This window comes from Streptomyces sp. NPDC088785 (genome assembly GCF_044750685.1).
Classification (GTDB): domain Bacteria; phylum Actinomycetota; class Actinomycetes; order Streptomycetales; family Streptomycetaceae; genus Streptomyces.
Window position 1 is genome coordinate 201,264 of sequence record NZ_JBIVKH010000005.1, and the last position, 17,531, is coordinate 218,794.

A 17,531-nucleotide genomic window follows, 5' to 3' on the forward strand; every position below is an offset into this window, starting at 1 on the left:
GGATGCCGGTGAGGACGTTCAGGCTCGACGGGGCCCGCCCCGAGGACGCGGCCTGGCGGGTGCTGCTCGTGCCGCACGCGGGCGCGGGCGCGGCGAGCGGCGCCGGGTTCGCCGCGCACGCGCCCGTCGACTGGGCGGTGGCCACGGCGCGGCTGCCGGGGCGGGAGTCCCGGGTGCGCGAACCGGTGGGCGGGCTCGCCGAGTTGGCGGCGGACGTCGCCGCCACGGCCCGCGCGCTGCCGGGTTCGGCGCCGCTGCTCGTGGTCGGCGTCTGCTCCGGCGCGGTGCTCGCGCTGGAGGCCGTACGGGCGTTGCAGCGGGCCGGTGACGTGCCGGTGGCCGGATTCGTCGTCGTGTCGCAGGGGGCGGTCACCGAGCGGCCCGGTCCCGGGCGGCGGCTGCCGCGGGAGACCGACGACCCGGCGCGGGTCCTGGACGTCCTGCGGGAGTTCGGCGGCGTGCCCGAGGCGCTGGCGGCGGACCCGGAGATGCTGGCGCTGCTGCTGCCGTCGATCGTCGCGGACCTGCGGGCGGTCGAGGAGTACCGCTCGGGGCCCGAACCGGTCCTGGACTGCCCGCTGCTCGCGGTGTTCGGGGACGCGGATCCGCTGTGCCCGCAGGAGCGCACCGAGGACTGGGAGCTGTTCAGCGACCGCGCCCGGACGGTGTGGCTGCCCGGCGGGCACCTGCTGCTCACCGAGAGCCCGGCGCTGCTCGTGGACGCCGTCGCCGGGAGCCTGGACCACTTCGCGAAGGGGGCGCCCGCGTGACCCGGATCGACGCCCGGCTCCTGGACCGCTGGGACCGCGATCCGTCCCTGCCCGCCCTGACGGCCGGTCGGACGGTGCTCACCATGGGCGCGCTGAAGGAGCGGGTGCTGCGGACCGCGGCCGCGCTGCGGGCGCACGGCGTCGGTCCCGGCGACCGGGTGGTGGTGCACCACGAGCGGTCCGTGGAGTTCTTCGTGGCGCTGCTCGGCGCGGCGTTCGCGGGCGCCGCGCACGCCGCGCTCGACCCCGGTGACCCGCTGGAGCGCGTACGGGAGACGACCCGGGACTGCGCGCCGCGGATCGTGCTCACCGACGCCCGTCTCGCGCACCGGTTCACGGGGCTCGCCGAGGTGCTGACGGACGAGGAGTGCGCCGCGTACCCGGCCGCTCCCGCGCCCGCGCTCGACGCGTCGCCCGACGACCCGGTGGTGGTCATCTACACCTCGGGGTCCACCGGCCGCCCGAAGGCCGCGCTGATCAGCCATGCCGCCCTCGTCTCCCGGCTGGACGCCTTGCAGTCCACGCACCGCATGGACGAGCGCGACCGGATGATCCACCACACGGCGTGCAGCTTCGACATGTACCTCAGCGAGACGTACTGGCCGCTGCTCGCGGGCGCCTGCGTCGTCGTCGCCGAGCCGGGGCGGCAGCGCGACGCCGACCATCTGGCGGCCCTGATCCGCGACCACCGGGTCACCACGTTCTACTGCGTGGTCTCGCTCCTGGAGCTGTTCCTGCTGGCCCGCGACCCGGCCGAGCGGTACGACGGGCTGCGGCAGGTCCTCACCGGCGGCGAACCGCTCGCCCCCGACCTGGTGGCCCGCTTCCACGCCCGCTCGACGGCGTCGTTGACGAACCTGTACGGGCCCAGCGAGTGCACGGTCTACTGCTCGTACTGGGTCTGCCCGCGCGACCCGGATCCGGCGACGGTCCTGATCGGCGGCCCCGCCCGGGACACCGAGCTGCACGTCCTCGACGCGTCCGGGGCCCCGGTGGCGCCGGGCGATCCGGGCGAGCTGTACATCGGCGGCGCGGGCCTGGGCCTCGGCTATCTGCACCGCCCCGAGCTGACCGCCGAGCGGTTCGTGGCCACCCCGTACGGGCGGCTGTACCGCTCCGGCGACCTGGTGCGGGTCGCGGGCCCCGGCGGGGCGCTGGAGTTCCTGGGCCGCGCGGACCGCCAGGTGAAGATCCGCGGTATCCGGATCGAGCCCGCCGAGATCGAGGCGGCGGCGCTGTCCTGCGCGGGGGTCCGGCAGGCCGCGGTCGTGGCGCACGGGGCGGGCGCGGGCCGGGCCCTCGCGCTGTTCGTGGTGCCCGAGGACGGCGCGCCGCCGCCGCGGGCGCTGGGTCCGTCGGTGCGGGCGGCCCTCCTCGGCCGGCTGCCGCGCGCCCTGGTGCCGCGCACCGTCGGCGTGCTGGCCGCGCTGCCGCTGACCGCCAACGGCAAGCTGGACCGGCCGCTCCTGGAGAAGCGGGCGGGGGCGGCGGGGGCCGCCCCGGCGGGCCGGGACCGGCTGCCGGGCCCGGGGGCGGGTGAGGGGTCCGGTGACCTCGGTGGTGCGGGCGCGTGGGGGGATGTGGACGCGCTGGTCGTCGCGGTGTGGCGGGACGTGCTCGCCGTGGAGGGCGTCATCGGCGCCGACGACGACTTCTTCGACCTGGGCGGCGACTCGTTCGCCGTCGTCCGGGTGGTCGAGGCGCTGCGCGCCCGGCTGGGCCTCGGCATCCCGCTCGCGGCGCTCCTGCGCGAGCCGACCCCGCGGGGCCTGGCCGAGGAGCTGCGGACGCTGCGGGAGGCCGGCGCGTGAACCTCCCGCAGGAGCCGGCGATCCGGTCGTTCGCCGATCTCACCGACGCCGCGCTCGACCGGCACCGGCCGGTGGTGACCCTGTTCAGCGGCGGCCTGGACAGCACCTATCTGCTGCACCGGCTGGCCCGGGCCGGCTTCACGGACGTGCACGCCTTCAGCGCCGACCTGGGCGCGGGCGAGGACGCCGACGACCTGCGGCACATCGCCGGCCACCTCGGGGTGCGGCTGCACCTCGTGGACGCCCGGCGGACGTTCGCCTCGTCGTTCGTCCGCCCGGCGATCGCGGCGCAGGCCGTCTACCTGGACACGCATCCGGTCAGCTCGTCCCTGAGCCGCCCGCTGATCGCCCGGCTCGCCCTGGACCTGGCGACGGAGCTGGGCGCGGCGGCGGTCCTGCACACGGCGAACCCGTCCCAGAACACGCTCCGCCGCCTCAACGGCGCCCTGCGCCTGCTCGGGTGCGCCGTGCCGTACGGCAGCCCGTACGACCTCGATCCGGTGGACCGCGAGCGCAAGGCGCGCGAGCTGGAGGAGATCGGGCTGCCGCACCTGGGCAAGCGGGTGGCGAGCGTCGACGCGAACCTGTGGTGCCGCGAGTTCGAGTCGGGCGTCCTCGACGACCCGGAGGACCACACCGTCCCCGAGCACCTGTACACGTGGACGGCCCGCCGGGCCGAGCCGCCCGCCGACGAGACCGTGGAGATCGCCTTCGCCCGCGGCGTCCCCACCGCCGTCGACGGGGTGCCGCTGCCGCTGCCCGAGCTGATCGGGGCGCTCAACGTGCGGGCGGGCGCCCACGGCATCGGCCGCTACAGCGGCCTGGAACACCTGCCCGGCGGCCACAAGGTCCTCGAACTGCGGGAGATGCCGGCCGCCGCGCTCCTGCTGGGGACGTACCGCCACCTGGAGACGGCGACGCTCGCCGCCGAGACCGTCCGGGAGAAGATGCACCTCGAACAGGTCTGGGTGCGCGAGGCGGTGGAGGGCCGCTGGTACGGCGAACTGCGCGCCGCCTGCCAGGAGTTCATCACCTCCTGCGCCGCCGCGGTCACCGGCACCGTCCGCTGGCGGCTGTCCCGGGGCGCCGCGCACACCCGCGCGATCACGGCGGCCGCCCCGGTGTACGTCCGCGACCGGGAGGCGTGGGAGCGGCTCGGCCGGCCCGGTCCGCACCGGTGACGGCGCTGGTGGGGACCGGCCCGGCCGGACGGCTCAGCGGCGGCCCTTCAGCCGCTCCACCCCGCCGACGCCCACCCCGGCGAGGCCGATCTGGAGGGCCAGTTCGACCCAGTCGACACCCGGGGTGTCCGCGACGCCGAAGGCCCCGGCGACGGCCGTGCCGGCGAGCGCGGCGACGATCCCGACCAGGATCGTCCAGAGCACGCCGATGCGCTGCCTCCCGGGAATCACCAGTCGGCCGAGGATGCCGAGGACCAGGCCGATCACGATCGCGGTGAAGATGCCGGAGATCTCCATACCCGTACGCCTCCCGTTGCTCCTGCTTCGCGCCGCGCCCCGGCGTCACGGCCGGGTCCGGGCGCCCCGGCCAGGGAGACGCAGCGGGCCGGGACGCGGTTGAGCCGGGGGGCGCCCGCGTCCGCGGCCCGTCGCCGCTCACACCGCGACGAGTCCGGGCTCCTTCCGTGCGGTGAGGCGGCCGGCGCGGGCCAGGGCGGCGACCGACGCCGCGCAGGCGAGGCCCGTCGCGGTCAGCGCGGACCAGGTCAGCCACAGGGCGTCGTGGCGTACGGCGAAGTCCCACAGGGCGCCGGTGGCGAGGTTGCCGAGGGTGATGCCCAGGCCCGACACCGTGTGGTAGAGGCCGTAGTGGGTGGCGACGAGCCGGTTGCCGGAGAGCGAGACGACGGTGTCCATCTCGAAGGGGTAGACGATCGCGCCACCGGCGGCGAGCAGGGCCACGGCGGCGCCGAGGGCGAGGACGGCGCCCACCCGGCTGCCGGGCGGGGCGAGCGCCGGCGGCAGGAAGGCGAGGCCCAGCACGGCGAGACCGCGCACCAGGGCCCGCTGCGGGTCCCAGCGGCGCTTCGCCCAGTCCGTCAGGCGGAGTTGACCGGCCACGGCGACGGCGGCCGAGACGACGAACAGGCCGCTGGTCGCCCAGGTCCCGCGCGCCCCCAGGGCCCGGCCGGCCGCGAGCGGCAGCGCCAGGTAGACCTGGAAGGTCAGGACGTACGAGCCGGTCATCGCGACGGCGAAGAGCAGGAAGGGCCGGTTGCCGACGACGGTGCGCCACTGTCCGATGACGCTCGGCGGGGTGGCGTCGGCCCGGTCGCCGCGCCGGGGCGGCAGGGCCCGCCATTGCAGCACGGTGAGCGCCGCGAAGAGGACGGCGGCGACGGTGCACACGAGCCGGAAGTCGGCGGCCAGCAGGGCGAGTCCGACCAGCGGGCCGAGCAGCATGCCCGCCTGGTAGTGGACGTTGAAGGCGGCGAAGGCGTCGACGCGCCGCTCCCCCGCCTCGGCGGCGAGATAGGCGCGCACGGCCGGGTTGAACAGGGCGCCCGCGAATCCGGTGGCGGCGGACGCGGCGATCAGGGCGGGCAGGTCGTCGACCCAGCCGAGCAGCCCGAAGCCGACGGTGCGCAGCAGGCAGCCCGCCATGATCGGGGCCTTGTAGCCGACGCGGTCCGCGAGGGTGCCGCCGATGAGGAACATGCCCTGCTGGGAGAAGTTGCGGACGCCGAGGACGAGTCCGACGGCCCAGGCCGCGAGGCCCAGCGGTCCCGCGAGATGGGCGGCGAGGTACGGCATGAGCATGTAGAAGGCGAGGTTGATGGCGAACTGATTGACCATCAGCAGCCGTACGGGGGCGGGGAAGGAGCGGGTGCGCCGCCACACCGCCCTCATCGGGTGGCTCCGGTGAGCGAGCGCGCGGCGGCGCGCGGGGCGGTGACGTGGGTGCAGCGGGTCCAGCGGGTGACGACCCGGTCGGTGGCGCGGGCGATCTCGTCGGGGTCGTCGGCCGGCGGGCCGCCGAGGAGTCCGTGCTCGGCGCAGTACGCGTCGTCGAAGACGGTGCCCACGTAGCGTTGCGGGCCGTCGGGGAAGACGGCGACGATCCGGTTGTCGGCGGGCAGGGTGCGCGCGAGCCAGCGGGCGACGAGGGCGACGGCGCCGACGCTCCAGCCGCCGGTGGCGTAGTGGTGCCGGGCCAGTCTGCGGGCCGCCCAGACCGCTTCGGGGGCGGCGGTCCAGTGGACCTCGTCGAAGAGGGCGTGCTGGACGTTGCGCGGATGGATGCTGCTGCCGAGGCCGCGCATCAGCCGGGCGGTGGCGGGCTGGCCGAAGAGGGTCGACCCGGCGGCGTCGACGGCGACGACCCGCAGGCCGGGGAAGCGGCGGCGCAGGACGGAGGCGACGCCCGCCGAGTGGCCGCCGGTGCCGACGGAGACGACGAGCGTGTCGATCCGGCCGAGCTGGGCGACGAGTTCGTGGGCGAGCGGCGCGTAGGCGGCGACGTTGTCGGGGTTGTTGTACTGGTCGGGGCACCAGGACCCGGGGTGGGCCGCGAGGAGTTCCGCGACGCGGCGCCTGCGGGCCTCCTGCCAGCCGCCCGCCGGGTGCGCGGTGTCGACGAGGTGGACGTCGGCGCCGTACGCGGTGAGCAGTCCGGTCATGAGGGGTTCGATGCCGGGGTCGGTGACGACGGTGACCGGGTGCCCGTACGTGGCTCCGGCGAGGGCGAGTCCGAGGCCGAGGGTGCCGGAGGTGGACTCGACGACGCGGGCGCCGGGCGCCAGCCGGCCGCGTTCACGGGCGGCGCGCACCATGTGCAGCGCGGTGCGGTCCTTGATGCCGCCGGGGTTGTGCCCTTCGAGTTTGGCCCAGAAGCCGCGTCCGGCGGCGGTGAAGGGTTCGCCGATCCACAGGACGGGGGTGTCTCCGACCAGTCCGGCCGGGGTGTGCGTCGGACGTCGGGCGTCGGTGAGGAGCCCGGTCGGGGCGGCCGGAGCGCGGGCGGGGGTGGGCGTGGGGGTCTTGTGCATGGCGTGTCTCTCCCGCGGCCGGCGCCGTCGGGCGGCCGGCCGGCCGGTGTGGTGCGGACGGAGGTCGGGCGGTGCCCTGGGGCGGTCGCGGGTGGCCGTCGGTACGGCTCGCGCGTCCGCTCCGGGGCGGGCCCGATCAGGTCCGCCACACGCCCAGGCGGGCCCGGCCCTGCCGGGGAGAGGGAGGCGGGCACACCGGCGGCCCGGGCGCCCCGGCGGCCCGTACGGGCGGGGGCGCGGGGGCGAGGCCGGCGAGGTGCGGCTCGGCGCTCTGCGCGTCGCGCGGGATCGCGGCGCCGGTGCGGTCGCGCGGCGGCTGCGCGGTGGGCTCGTCCATCCCCCGGCACCGCCCGTCACCGTCGCGGTCACCGTCCATGGGGGGTGCGGTGGTGGCGTGGGCCACCGTGGTGGGGCCGGGGGTGAGGGCGGGGCCGGTCCGGGCGGCGGCGGAACCCGCGGCGTGACCGGTCGCGGCGATGGTGTCGGCGCGCGGCACCCCGGCCGGGGCGGGGCCGTGGGCGCAGGCCAGCAGATGCAGCAGCGCGGCGAGGAGCACGACGAGGGCGGCCCCGGACCACGCTCCGGGGCGGTCGCCACGGCGCACCGACAGGATCTTCATCGCGGCCGAGAGTAATCGACCGGCTACATAAAGTGCGCGTGAGGACGGGCGGGGCGCGGCAGGGGCCGCGGGCGGGCGGATGCGGTGATCCCGGATAGGTTGGCGCGCATGCAGTCATACACGATCGGCCAGGCAGCGCGGCTGCTCGGCGTGAGCCCGGACACCGCCCGCCGATGGGCCGACGCGGGCCGGGTGACGACCCATCGGGACGAGAGCGGCAAGCGGCTCATCGACGGCAAGGACCTGGCGGCGTTCTCCGTCGAACTCGCCAAGAGCGGGCCCGGCGAGGAGGACACCTCGTACACGTCGGTCCGCAACGCCTTCCCCGGCATCGTGACCGCGATCAAGCTCGGCGACGTGGCGGCCCAGGTCGAGATCCAGGCGGGCCCGCACCGGCTGGTGTCGCTGCTGACCCGCGAGGCGGTCGAGGAACTGGCGCTGGAGGTCGGCGTGGAGGCCACCGCCCGGGTGAAGTCGACCAACGTCCACATCGACCGGGTCTGAACGACAGCCCCGACACCACGGACCGGGCCTGAGCGCCCGCCCGGCCGTGGAGGAGGGACCGGACCCGAACAGCCGCCCCACCGGCACGGACCGAGCCCGAACAGCCGCCCCACCGTGGAAGACCGGGCCCGAACGGCCACCCCACCGGCGCGGACCGGACCTGAACAGCCGCTCCACCGGCGCGGACCGGGCCCGAACGGCCGCCCCACCGGCCCGGACCGGGCCCGAATCCCCGGCTCGGTCCCGGACGCCCGTCACCCCTCCTGCCCCTCCCAGCCCTCCCAGCCCTCCCAGCCCTACTCCTCCCGGCACATCAGAGCCGTCCACAGGTCGAGCCGGTCCGAGAGCCGGGACAGGTCGCGGCCGGTGAAGTGCTCGATGCGGCGGACCCGGTAGTGCACGGTGTTGACGTGCAGATGGAGCGCCTCGGCGGTGCGGGCCCAGGAGCCGTCGCGGGTGAGGAAGGCCCGCAGGGTCTCCAGCAGGGCGGCGGCCGACGCGGTCCGCGCGTCGAAGAGCGGGCCCAGCACGGTCCTGCTGTAGGCGGCCCGCACCGAGGCCGGCACCCCGGCCAGGAGGGCGCCGAGATCGCCGAGCGCGGCGGCGTCGACGAGGGACGCGGCGCCGGGGGCGGCGCCGCTCGCGCAGCCCAGGGCGTAGCGGGCCTCGGCCAGCGCCCCGGGCAGGTGGTGCGGCCCGGCGGCCGGGGTCCCGGTTCCGCCGGACAGCGCCCCGTCGGGCACGCTGACGCTGACGCGCGCCCACGCCCCGGCGAACGCTTCGGCGGGGAGGGGACCGGCGACGACGGCGAAGGCGGTGCCGTCGGGGAGCCGTCCGACGGCCGCGGGCCCGGCGTCCGCCCAGGCCACGGTCTCCGCCAGCGCCCCTTCCGCCGCTCCGGCCCGCCGGGCGCCCGCGGCGGCGACGAGCACCCGGTAGGGCCCGTCGGCCGGGAGCCCGCAGGCCCGCAGCGCCCGCCCGACGTCCGCGCCCCCGACGTCCGCGCCCCCGACATCCGCGCCCCCGACATCCGCGCCCCCGACATCCGCGCCCCCGAGGTGCGTACCCCCGGCGTGCGTACCCCCGGTGTCGGCGTCCCGGCCCGCGCCGGATCCGGCGAGCAGCGCGCCCAGTTCGTCCGCGGCGCGCCGGTCGGCGGCCCGGCGCCGGGCGAGCGCCTCCTGGCAGCGCGCGAGGACGGCCGCCACCTCGTGCAGCAGCTGCGGCGGCGCGGCCTCGGCGTCGGACAGCCACAGCTCCCAGCGCTCGTACGGCGAGGGGCCGTCCGCCTCGATCGCCACGACCGCCCCCGCCCCGCCGGCGGGCGGTTCCGTCGGCCACGGCGCCCCCGCGACCACCCGCCCGGCCCCCGTCACCACCCGGGCGAGGACGCCCATGCGCGGCGGGGCGAAGGCGGCGTCGAGGACGGCGTCCGGTCCGGCGCCCTGGGCGAGGAGCCGGCCGAGCCGGTCGCGCAACTGCCCGGGCAGCGCGTTCCGGCGGCTCAGCTCCCCCCACTGCTGGAGGTAGACGCTCTCGGTGACGGACCGGAACATCACGTGCGGCGGCACCCCCGCCAGCGGCAGCCGGTGCCGCACGCACGCCTCGATCAGCGCGTCGGGGACCGTGCCGTGGGTCTCCTCGCCGGCCAGCAGGACGGCGGCGTCGGCGGCCCGCAGCGCACGGACGAACCGGTCCGCCTTGTGCTCGCCGTCCCGCGGGCTCCACCAGACGAGGCCGCTGAGCACGGCCTCGCCGGACCGGACGAACCGGGCCGGATCCTCCAGGTCGGTGACCGTGACCCCGCTGATCTCCCGCCGCAGCGGAGGGCCCTCGGCCCACAGCGTGCGCAGGCCCAGATCCTGGTCCCCCAGGAGGTTTTCGACGTGCATGTGTTCCGGCTCCTCGTACGGGCGCCGGGCGCGGGATCGACCACCCGGCATCTCGCAATCACCAGGTGAATGCGAGTGTTCGCATAGTAAGTGCCAGGCGAAACGAGGAAAACGCCCCTTGGCCGATTCACCAAAAGGCGGGCTCGGGAGCGGGCCGATTCCGTGTGGCGCACCAGTCGTGCGGGCCCCGCGCGGATTGCTTCACTGACGCCCATGGACCTGAACACGGTGGCGGAGATCCGGGACGGGCGGGTGCCCGCGCCCTGGCGGCCCGGCGACGCCTGGCTGGGCGGCGGCACGTATCTGTTCTCCGAGCCGCAGCCCGGCCTGCGGCGCCTGGTGGACCTCAGCCGCACCGGCTGGACCCCGGTCGAGCGGCATCCGGACGGCTCCCTGGAGATCGCCGCCACCTGCACCATCGCCCAACTGTCCCGATTCGCCAAGGAGTCGGCCGAGCCCGCGGCCCCGCTGTTCGAGCGGTGCTGCCGGGCCTTCCTCGCCTCGTTCAAGATCTGGAACATGGCCACGGTCGGCGGCAATCTCTGCAACGGCCTCCCGGCGGGCCCGATGATCTCGCTGACGGCCGCGCTGGACGGCGAGTGCCTGCTGCTGTCCCAGGACGGCGCACGCCGCCGGGTGCGGGTCGCCGACTTCGTCACCGGCGCCGGGCGCACGGTCCGCGCCGAGGGCGAGCTGCTGCGCTCGGTGACCCTGCCCGCGCGGAGCCTGGGGTGCCGTACGGCGTTCCGGCAGGCGTCGCTGTACGGGCTCGGCCGCTCCGGCGTGCTGGTCGTCGGCGCGCTCGACCCGTGCGACGGCTCCCTCGCCGTGACGGTCACGGCGTCCACCGTCCGGCCGGTGCGGCTGTGGTTCCCGCTGCCGCCGTCCGCCGGCACGCTGCGCGCGGCGATCGGGGCGGCGGTCGCGGACGGGGAGTGGTTCGACGACCTCCACGGGCTGCCCGAGTGGCGGCGCCACATGACGTACCGGTACGCGGAGGAGATCCGCCGCGAGCTGGGGGAATCCACCGGATCCGACGAGGGGGCACGATGAGGGTCGAGGTCAACGGACGTGCGCACGCGGAGGACCCGCGTCCGGGACAGTGTCTGCGCACCTATCTGCGCGAGCGCGGCTGGTTCGGCGTCAAGAAGGGCTGCGACGCGGGCGACTGCGGCGCGTGCACCGTCCATGTCGACGGCGAGCCGGTGCACAGCTGTCTCTATCCGGCCTTCCGCGCCGACGGCCGCACGGTCACCACGGTCGAGGGCCTGGCCGCGCCGGACGGCGAACTCCATCCCGTGCAGCGCAAATTCCTCGACGCGCAGGGCTTCCAGTGCGGTTTCTGCACCGCCGGTTTCCTGATGACGACGGCCGCCCTGGACGAGGAGCAGCTCACGGACCTGCCCCGGGCGTTCAAGGGGAACCTGTGCCGCTGCACCGGCTACCGGGCGATCGAGGACGCCGTGCGCGGGGTCAAGCACGTCGAGGAGCCGGCCGCGGGCGAGGCCGTGGGCCGCAACCTGCCCGCCCCGGCCGGCCCGCAGGTCGTCACCGGCACCGCCCGCTACACCTTCGACCTGGACTTCTCCGCCGGTCCCGGGCTGCTGCACATGAAGCTGCTGCGCTCCCCGCACGCCCACGCGCGGATCACCGCGATCGACACCGCGGCCGCCCTGCGCGTCCCCGGCGTCCACCTGGTCCTCACCCACCACGACGCGCCCGAGCGGCACTTCTCCACCGCCCGACACGAGCACCCCGAGGAGGACCCCGCCGACACGCGCGTCCTCGACGACACGGTGCGCCACATCGGCCAGCGGGTCGCCGCGGTCGTCGCGGACAGCGAGGCGGCGGCCGAGGAGGGCTGCCGACGCGTCGAGGTGACGTACGAGGTGCTGCCGGCCGTGCTCGACCCGGAGGAGGCGATGCGGCCGGGCGCCCCGGTGGTGCACGACAAGGACGCGGCCACCGCCCGCATCTCCCGGCCCCGGGCCAACGTGGTCGGGGAGGCGCACGGCGAGACCGGCGACGTCGAGGCCGGGTTCGCCGCGGCCGTCGCGGACGGCGGCGCCGTCTACGAGGCGACCTTCCGCACCCAGCGCGTCCAGCACGCCAGCCTGGAGACGCACGGCGCGGTCGCGTGGTTCGACGACGACGGCCGGCTGACCGTGCGGACCAGCTCGCAGACCCCGTTCCTGACCCGCCGCGCGCTGTGCGACCTGTACGACCTGCCGCGGGACGCGGTGCGGGTGGTCGCGGGCCGGGTCGGCGGCGGCTTCGGCGGCAAGCAGGAGATGCTCGTCGAGGACATAGTGGCGCTCGCCGTGCTCCGGCTGCGCCGCCCGGTGAAGCTGGAGTACACGCGCGCCGAGCAGTTCTTCGGCGCCACGACCCGGCACCCCTTCACCATCGGCGTGAAGGCGGGCGCGCGCCGCGACGGCACGCTCACCGCGCTTCGACTGCGGGTGGTGTCCAACACGGGCGCGTACGGCAACCACGGCCCGGCCGTGATGTTCCACAGCGTCGGCGAGTCGATGGCCGTCTACCGCTCCCCGAACAAGAAGGTCGACGCGTACTCCGTCTATACGCACACCGTCCCGGCCGGCGCCTTCCGCGGCTACGGCCTGGGCCAGGTGATGTTCGCCGTCGAGTCGGCCTTCGACGAGCTGGCCCGGCGCCTGGACCTGGATCCGCTGGAGTTCAGGGCGCGCAACGTCATCGGCGCGGACGAGCCGATGATCACGCCCGGCGGCCACGAGGAGGACCTGCACATCGCCAGCTACGGTCTCGACAGCTGCGTCGACATCGTGCGCCGGGCCCGCGCCGGGTCCGCGGACGTCACCGCCCCGCCGGGCTGGCTGGTCGGCGAGGGTGCGGCCCTCGCGATGATCGCGACCGGTCCGCCGGGCGGGCACCTCGCGGACGCCGCCGCCTCGCTGCTGCCGGACGGCTCCTTCGACCTGGCGGTCGGCACGGCCGAGTTCGGCAACGGCACGACGACCGTGCACCGGCAGATCGCGGCCGGTGAGCTGGGCACCACCGTGGACCGGATCGCCGTCCGGCAGTCCGACACGGACGTGGTGCGCCACGACACCGGGGCGTTCGCCTCCACCGGGACCGTCGTCGCCGGCAAGGCCACGCTGCGCGCCGCGCGCGCCCTCGCGGACCTGCTCCTCGACTTCGCCGCGGCCCGGCTGCGGGTGCCGCGCGCCGAATGCCGGCTCGCGGAGGAGGCCGTCCTGCACCCGGGCGGCCGCCTCCTCCTCAAGGAGCTGTACGCGGCCGCGCGCGCCGTCGGGGTGGAGTGCACGGCCGACGGCCACTTCGGCGGCACCCCGCGCTCGGTCGCCTTCAACGCCCAGTGGTTCAAGATCGCCGTCGACCCGGGCACCGGCGAGATGCGGATCCTGCGCAGCGTGCACGCGGCCGACGCCGGGCAGGTGATGAACCCGATGCAGTGCCGCGGGCAGATCGAGGGCGGGGTCGCGCAGGCGCTGGGCGCCACGCTCTTCGAGGACGTGCGGATCGACGGGCGGGGCGCCGTCGACACGGCCGCCTTCCGCCGCTACCGGCTCCCCCAGTACGCCGACGTGCCGCGCACCGAGGTCCACTTCATCGGGACCACGGACGCGATCGGCCCGCTCGGCGCCAAGTCGATGAGCGAGAGCCCCTTCAACCCGGTGGCGCCCGCCTTCGCCAACGCGCTGCGCGACGCGACCGGCATCCGGTTCACGGAGGTGCCGCTGACCCGGGACCGGGTGTGGCGGGCGCTGGCGGAGCACGGGGTGCCCGGTGCCTCGTAGGAGCGCCGACGGACCGCGCTCACGGCCAGGAGCGGTAGCCGCCGTCCACCCGGATGCCGGTGATCCCGCTGACGTAGCGGGCGCCGCAGCGGTCCTGCGGCAGCACCAGCTGCGGTCCCGCCCGGTCGAGCGGGGCGCCGTCGACGGTGGCGGCGAGCAGGACCGGGGCCCGCCCGAAGTCGGGGTCTATCTCGGCCCAGGACAGGAGGCTGTGGTGGCCGTCCGTGCCGGTCACGGCGATGAGGAAGCGCAGCCGGTCCTTGCGCCTGACCGGGTCGAAGCCGGGTCCGGCGGCGGTGAGCACGTCGTGCAGGAGCGGGCCGGTGAAGCGGTGGTGCTGGACGCCGCTGGTGGCGCACTCGAAGGCGACCGTCGCCCGGTGCTGGGGCCAGCCCAGCAGATCGGCGACGGTCAGCCGGGACGGCCGGGCGAGATCACCGGCGAGGACCACTTCCGCCACGGCGGCGGTCGTACGGGCAGCTGCGCGGTTTCCGCTCACGGGCCACCACCTCCCGAGGGACCGTACCCGGCCGGGCCATCTGGACAAACGCATATACCATCTGTCGAATCATCCAGTCTGGCTCATGCGATTCAACTATGCACTTACCCCTCGTATTTGCGGCAGTATGCTCAGCGTAAGAGCACTCATTCGAACAGGAGTACATCCGTGATGACCCCCTCCGTGCGCCGGACCCGCCGCGCCACCCGGATCGCGCAGGTGACCGGGGCGAGCGCCGCCGTGCTGCTGGCGGTGAGCGCGTGCTCCTCGTCCGACGACTCCGCGTCCGACGCGCCGTCGTCCTCGTCGAAGGCGTCCTCGGACAAGCTGTCCGGCACGGTCACCGTGTTCGCCGCGGCCTCGCTCCAGGAGAGCTTCACGACGCTGGGCAAGCAGTTCGAGAAGGAGCACCCCGGCACCAAGGTGACCTTCAGCTTCGGCGGCAGCGACTCGCTGGCCGCGAGCATCACGGGCGGCGCCCCGGCGGACGTGTTCGCCGCCGCGAGCCCCAAGACGATGAAGATCGTGACGGACAAGGGCGACGCCGCGGGCACCCCCGCGACGTTCGTGCGCAACCAGCTGGAGATCGCCACCCTGCCGGGTAACCCCGACAAGGTCGCCTCCCTGAAGGACCTGACCGGCAAGGACCTGAAGGTCGTGCTGTGCGCGAAGGAGGTGCCGTGCGGCGCCGCCGCCGACAAGGCCCTCACCGCCAGCAGCCTCAAGCTCACTCCGGTCTCCTACGAGCAGGACGTCAAGGCCGCGCTGACGAAGGTGGAGCTGAAGGAGGCTGACGCGGCGGTCGTGTACAAGACCGACGTGAAGGCCGCGGGTGACAAGGTGGAGGGCGTGGACTTCCCCGAGTCGGCCCAGGCCATCAACGACTACCCGATCGCGCCGCTCAAGGCGTCGAAGAACAGCGCCGCCGCCAAGGCGTTCATCGCCCTGGTGCGGTCCGCCGAGGGCCAGAAGGTCCTGACCTCGGCCGGGTTCCTCAAGCCGTGACCTCGCGGGACGAGCCCGGCGCCGCGGCCTCCCCCCGCACGGGTGGGCCGCGGCGCCGCCGCGGTCCCGGGCGCACGCCCGCCCGGAGCCTGCGCGGTGCGCCGCTGCCGCTGCTGGTGCCCGCGCTGATCGGCCTGGCGTTCCTGGTCCTGCCGCTGCTCGCCCTGCTCGTGCGGACCTCGTGGTCCGATCTGCCCGGCCAGCTGACCAGCGCGTCGGTGTGGCAGGCGCTGCGCCTGTCGCTGCTGTGCGCGACCGCCGCGACGCTCGTCAGCCTGCTGATCGGCGTGCCGCTGGCCTGGCTGCTGGCCCGCGTCGACTTCCCCGGCCGCGGTGTCGTACGGGCCCTGGTGACGCTGCCGCTGGTGCTGCCGCCGGTGGTCGGCGGTGTCGCCCTGCTGTCCGCCCTCGGCCGCAACGGAGTGGTCGGACAGTGGCTGGACGCCTGGTTCGGCGTCACCCTGCCCTTCACGACGGCCGGGGTCGTGGTGGCCGAGGCGTTCGTCGCCATGCCGTTCCTGGTGATCAGCGTCGAGGGCACGCTGCGCGCGGCCGATCCGCGGTTCGAGGAGGCGGCCACGACGCTGGGCGCCTCCCGGTTCACCGCGTTCCGCCGGGTCACGCTGCCGCTGATCGCGCCGGGTATCGCGGCGGGGGCGGTGCTCGCCTGGGCGCGGGCGCTCGGCGAGTTCGGCGCGACGATCACCTTCGCCGGGAACTTCCCCGGCCGTACCCAGACCATGCCCCTCGCCGTCTATCTCGCCCTCCAGAGCGATCCGGAGGCGGCGATCGCCCTGAGCCTCGTCCTGCTGGCCGTCTCGGTCGCCGTCCTGGCGGGGCTCCGCGACCGTTGGATGACCGCCTCATGACCGATCCCGGCACGAACGTCCAGGCCCCGGGCGGGCGGAAGGAGCCGGCCCCCTCCGGCGCCGGGCTCGACGCGCGGCTCGTCGTCGAGCGGCCCGCCTTCCGGCTGGACGTCACCCTGACGGCCGCCCCCGGCGACGTCGTCGCGCTGCTCGGGCCCAACGGCGCCGGGAAGACGACGGCGCTGCGCGCGCTGGCCGGGCTGGTCCCGCTGAGCGACGGTCACTTCCGGCTGGACGGCGCGGAGCTGGAGCGGGTGCCGCCCGAGCGCCGCCCGGTCGGTGTCGTCTTCCAGGACTACCTGCTCTTCCCCCATCTGTCGGCGCTGGACAACGTCGCCTTCGGCCCGCGCTGCCACGGCGCGTCCAAGGCCGACGCCCGGGCGCAGGCCGCCCGGTGGCTGGAGCGCATGGGCCTGGCCGGGCACGCGGGCGCCAGGCCACGCCGGCTCTCCGGCGGTCAGGCCCAGCGCGTCGCCCTCGCCCGCGCCCTGGCCACCCGTCCCCGGCTGCTGCTCCTCGACGAGCCGCTGGCCGCGCTCGACGCCCGGACCCGGCTGGAGGTCCGCGCCCAGCTCCGGCGCCATCTGGCCGACTTCGAGGCGGTGGCGGTCCTCGTCACGCACGATCCGCTCGACGCGATGGTCCTCGCCGACCGGCTGGTCGTCATCGAGGACGGCCGGGTCGTGCAGGAGGGCACGCCGGGCCACATCGCCCGGCATCCGCGGACCGACTACATCGCCCATCTCATCGGCCTCAACCTGTACCAGGGCGAGGCCGCGGGCCACACCGTACGCCTGGCCGCGGGCCCCGAGATCACCACGACCGAGGAGCTGACGGGACCGGCCTTCGTGACGTTCCCGCCGAGCGCCGTGACCCTGTACCGCGACCGCCCCGACGGCACCAGCGCCCGTAACCTCTGGCGCTGCGAGGTCGCCGGCCTGGAGACCCACGGCGACCAGATCCGCGCCGATCTCACCGGTGACCTCCCCCTCGCGGCGACCCTGACGACCGTGGCCGCCGCCGAACTCGGCCTGCACCCGGGCGCGGAGGTCTGGGCGGCGGTGAAGGCGGCGCAGACCCACGCCTATCCGGCCTGACGGGCGACCCGGGAAACCCACGGGCGACCACCGCCGCCTGCTGCCCGCACCCGGCCGCGGGCAGGTCCGGCACACTGAACCCGCCGCGAGCACCGCACGACGACCATGCCCGCACCCGCACCCGCACACGGACAGAGGGATGACGATGCCCCGGTGGGGAACGACGGCCGTACTGGCCCTGATTCCGCAGGCGCGACCCCTGCTGTCGCTGGCCGCCGAGGTGGACCCCCGGGTGGTGCGGCCCGGGGTGCCGGCGCACGCCGCGCTGCTCTACCCGTGGCTGCCCGCCGACCGGATCGACGAGCGCGAACTGGACCGGCTGCGTGCCGCGTTGCCGCCCGGCCCGGTCCGGCTGCGGCTGGCCGAGGTCGAGCGGCACGACGGTTTCGTGGCGGTCGCGGTGCCCGAGCTGGAGGCCGCGGCCACGGCCGTGCGGGCCGTCTACCCGGACCACGTGCCGTACGGCGGCCGGTTCGGCGCGAACCCGCCGGTGCACCTGACGGTGGCGCTGGGCGCAGGCCCGGACACCGCGGCGGCCGTCGCCGACCGCGCGGGCGCGCTGCTGCCGATCGACGCCGAGGTGACGGCGCTGCACGTGGTCGCCCTGACGCCCGCGGGCTGGCGGGAACTGACGGAGCTTCCGCTCGTGCCGTGAG

16 protein-coding genes are annotated in these 17,531 nt (G+C 75.8%); 10 read left to right on the plus strand and 6 right to left on the minus strand.

The genetic code is table 11. From position 1 onward, the window contains the following. Positions 1–8: 8 nt before the first annotated feature. The 3 genes from ACIP5K_RS17975 to ACIP5K_RS17985 are packed head-to-tail and all read left to right on the plus strand — an operon-like array spanning position 9 to position 3,762. Positions 9–770, plus strand: a complete 762-nt coding sequence (locus ACIP5K_RS17975) for a thioesterase II family protein (RefSeq protein ID WP_401410543.1) — start codon at positions 9–11, stop codon at positions 768–770. Continuing rightward, positions 767–2,581 carry an amino acid adenylation domain-containing protein gene (locus ACIP5K_RS17980; protein ID WP_401410545.1) on the plus strand — a complete coding sequence of 605 codons (1,815 nt, stop codon included), beginning with the start codon at positions 767–769 and terminating at the stop codon, positions 2,579–2,581. The genes ACIP5K_RS17975 and ACIP5K_RS17980 overlap by 4 nt, the downstream gene beginning before the upstream one ends. Then, entirely contained in the window at positions 2,578–3,762 is a 1,185-nt protein-coding gene (locus tag ACIP5K_RS17985) for an argininosuccinate synthase-related protein (protein ID WP_401410547.1), read from the plus strand. The genes ACIP5K_RS17980 and ACIP5K_RS17985 overlap by 4 nt, the downstream gene beginning before the upstream one ends. A 33-nt stretch (positions 3,763–3,795) precedes the next feature. On the opposite strand, the gene ACIP5K_RS17990 is transcribed toward ACIP5K_RS17985, so the two are convergent. From ACIP5K_RS17990 to ACIP5K_RS18005, 4 genes are all read right to left on the minus strand, one after another. After that, entirely contained in the window at positions 3,796–4,059 is a 264-nt protein-coding gene (locus tag ACIP5K_RS17990) for a GlsB/YeaQ/YmgE family stress response membrane protein (RefSeq protein WP_401410549.1), read from the minus strand. 138 nt (positions 4,060–4,197) lie between these two features. After that, positions 4,198–5,451 (minus strand): MFS transporter, encoded by a 1,254-nt coding sequence (locus ACIP5K_RS17995; RefSeq protein ID WP_401410551.1) that lies wholly within the window; start codon positions 5,449–5,451, stop codon positions 4,198–4,200. Further along, complete coding sequence (locus ACIP5K_RS18000; protein ID WP_401410553.1) at positions 5,448–6,590, minus strand: PLP-dependent cysteine synthase family protein; 1,143 nt, start codon at positions 6,588–6,590, stop codon at positions 5,448–5,450. The genes ACIP5K_RS17995 and ACIP5K_RS18000 overlap by 4 nt, the downstream gene beginning before the upstream one ends. 136 nt (positions 6,591–6,726) lie before the next feature. Next, a complete protein-coding gene (locus ACIP5K_RS18005; RefSeq protein WP_401410554.1) occupies positions 6,727–7,209 on the minus strand; it encodes a hypothetical protein in 483 nt (160 codons plus the stop codon). 108 nt (positions 7,210–7,317) lie between these two features. Between ACIP5K_RS18005 and ACIP5K_RS18010 the strand changes: the two genes are divergently transcribed. After that, complete coding sequence (locus ACIP5K_RS18010) at positions 7,318–7,713, plus strand: molybdopterin-binding protein (RefSeq protein ID WP_401410556.1); 396 nt, start codon at positions 7,318–7,320, stop codon at positions 7,711–7,713. Positions 7,714–8,009: 296 nt separating this feature from the next. On the opposite strand, the gene ACIP5K_RS18015 is transcribed toward ACIP5K_RS18010, so the two are convergent. Beyond that, positions 8,010–9,605, minus strand: a complete 1,596-nt coding sequence (locus ACIP5K_RS18015; protein WP_401410558.1) for a PucR family transcriptional regulator — start codon at positions 9,603–9,605, stop codon at positions 8,010–8,012. Positions 9,606–9,818: 213 nt separating this feature from the next. On the opposite strand from ACIP5K_RS18015, the gene ACIP5K_RS18020 reads away from it, so the two are divergent. Further along, entirely contained in the window at positions 9,819–10,658 is an 840-nt protein-coding gene (locus ACIP5K_RS18020; RefSeq protein WP_401410560.1) for an FAD binding domain-containing protein, read from the plus strand. Further along, entirely contained in the window at positions 10,655–13,405 is a 2,751-nt protein-coding gene (locus ACIP5K_RS18025; RefSeq protein ID WP_401410562.1) for a molybdopterin-dependent oxidoreductase, read from the plus strand. Before ACIP5K_RS18020 ends, ACIP5K_RS18025 begins: the two co-directional genes overlap by 4 nt. Positions 13,406–13,424: 19 nt before the next feature. Here the strand turns inward: ACIP5K_RS18025 and ACIP5K_RS18030 are convergent, their stop codons facing one another. Continuing rightward, a complete protein-coding gene (locus ACIP5K_RS18030) occupies positions 13,425–13,904 on the minus strand; it encodes a molybdopterin-dependent oxidoreductase (protein WP_401410564.1) in 480 nt (159 codons plus the stop codon). A gap of 171 nt (positions 13,905–14,075) precedes the next feature. Between ACIP5K_RS18030 and modA the strand changes: the two genes are divergently transcribed. The 4 genes from modA (at position 14,076) to ACIP5K_RS18050 (ending at position 17,530) form a co-directional block, all read left to right on the plus strand. Next, a complete protein-coding gene (modA, locus tag ACIP5K_RS18035) occupies positions 14,076–14,909 on the plus strand; it encodes a molybdate ABC transporter substrate-binding protein (RefSeq protein ID WP_401410828.1) in 834 nt (277 codons plus the stop codon). Then, a complete protein-coding gene (locus ACIP5K_RS18040) occupies positions 14,906–15,778 on the plus strand; it encodes an ABC transporter permease (RefSeq protein WP_401410565.1) in 873 nt (290 codons plus the stop codon). Before modA ends, ACIP5K_RS18040 begins: the two co-directional genes overlap by 4 nt. Further along, on the plus strand, positions 15,775–16,875 hold the full coding sequence (locus ACIP5K_RS18045) for an ABC transporter ATP-binding protein (protein ID WP_401410567.1): 1,101 nt from the start codon (positions 15,775–15,777) through the stop codon (positions 16,873–16,875). The genes ACIP5K_RS18040 and ACIP5K_RS18045 overlap by 4 nt, the downstream gene beginning before the upstream one ends. Before the next feature lie 139 nt (positions 16,876–17,014). Further along, positions 17,015–17,530: a 2'-5' RNA ligase family protein gene (locus ACIP5K_RS18050; RefSeq protein WP_401410569.1), complete on the plus strand. Its 516-nt coding sequence runs from the start codon at positions 17,015–17,017 to the stop codon at positions 17,528–17,530. The last annotated feature ends 1 nt before the right edge of the window (position 17,531 follow it).

Coding starts and splice junctions, on each gene's coding strand:
- ACIP5K_RS17990 (WP_401410549.1), bottom strand. CDS start 4,059: ATGGAGATCTCCGGCATCTTCACCGCGATCGTGATCGGCCTGGTCCTC.
- ACIP5K_RS17995 (WP_401410551.1), bottom strand. CDS start 5,451: ATGAGGGCGGTGTGGCGGCGCACCCGCTCCTTCCCCGCCCCCGTACGG.
- ACIP5K_RS18000 (WP_401410553.1), bottom strand. CDS start 6,590: ATGCACAAGACCCCCACGCCCACCCCCGCCCGCGCTCCGGCCGCCCCG.
- ACIP5K_RS18005 (WP_401410554.1), bottom strand. CDS start 7,209: ATGAAGATCCTGTCGGTGCGCCGTGGCGACCGCCCCGGAGCGTGGTCC.
- ACIP5K_RS18010 (WP_401410556.1), top strand. CDS start 7,318: ATGCAGTCATACACGATCGGCCAGGCAGCGCGGCTGCTCGGCGTGAGC.
- ACIP5K_RS18015 (WP_401410558.1), bottom strand. CDS start 9,605: ATGCACGTCGAAAACCTCCTGGGGGACCAGGATCTGGGCCTGCGCACG.
- ACIP5K_RS18020 (WP_401410560.1), top strand. CDS start 9,819: ATGGACCTGAACACGGTGGCGGAGATCCGGGACGGGCGGGTGCCCGCG.
- ACIP5K_RS18025 (WP_401410562.1), top strand. CDS start 10,655: ATGAGGGTCGAGGTCAACGGACGTGCGCACGCGGAGGACCCGCGTCCG.
- modA (WP_401410828.1), top strand. CDS start 14,076: ATGACCCCCTCCGTGCGCCGGACCCGCCGCGCCACCCGGATCGCGCAG.
- ACIP5K_RS18045 (WP_401410567.1), top strand. CDS start 15,775: ATGACCGATCCCGGCACGAACGTCCAGGCCCCGGGCGGGCGGAAGGAG.
- ACIP5K_RS18050 (WP_401410569.1), top strand. CDS start 17,015: ATGACGATGCCCCGGTGGGGAACGACGGCCGTACTGGCCCTGATTCCG.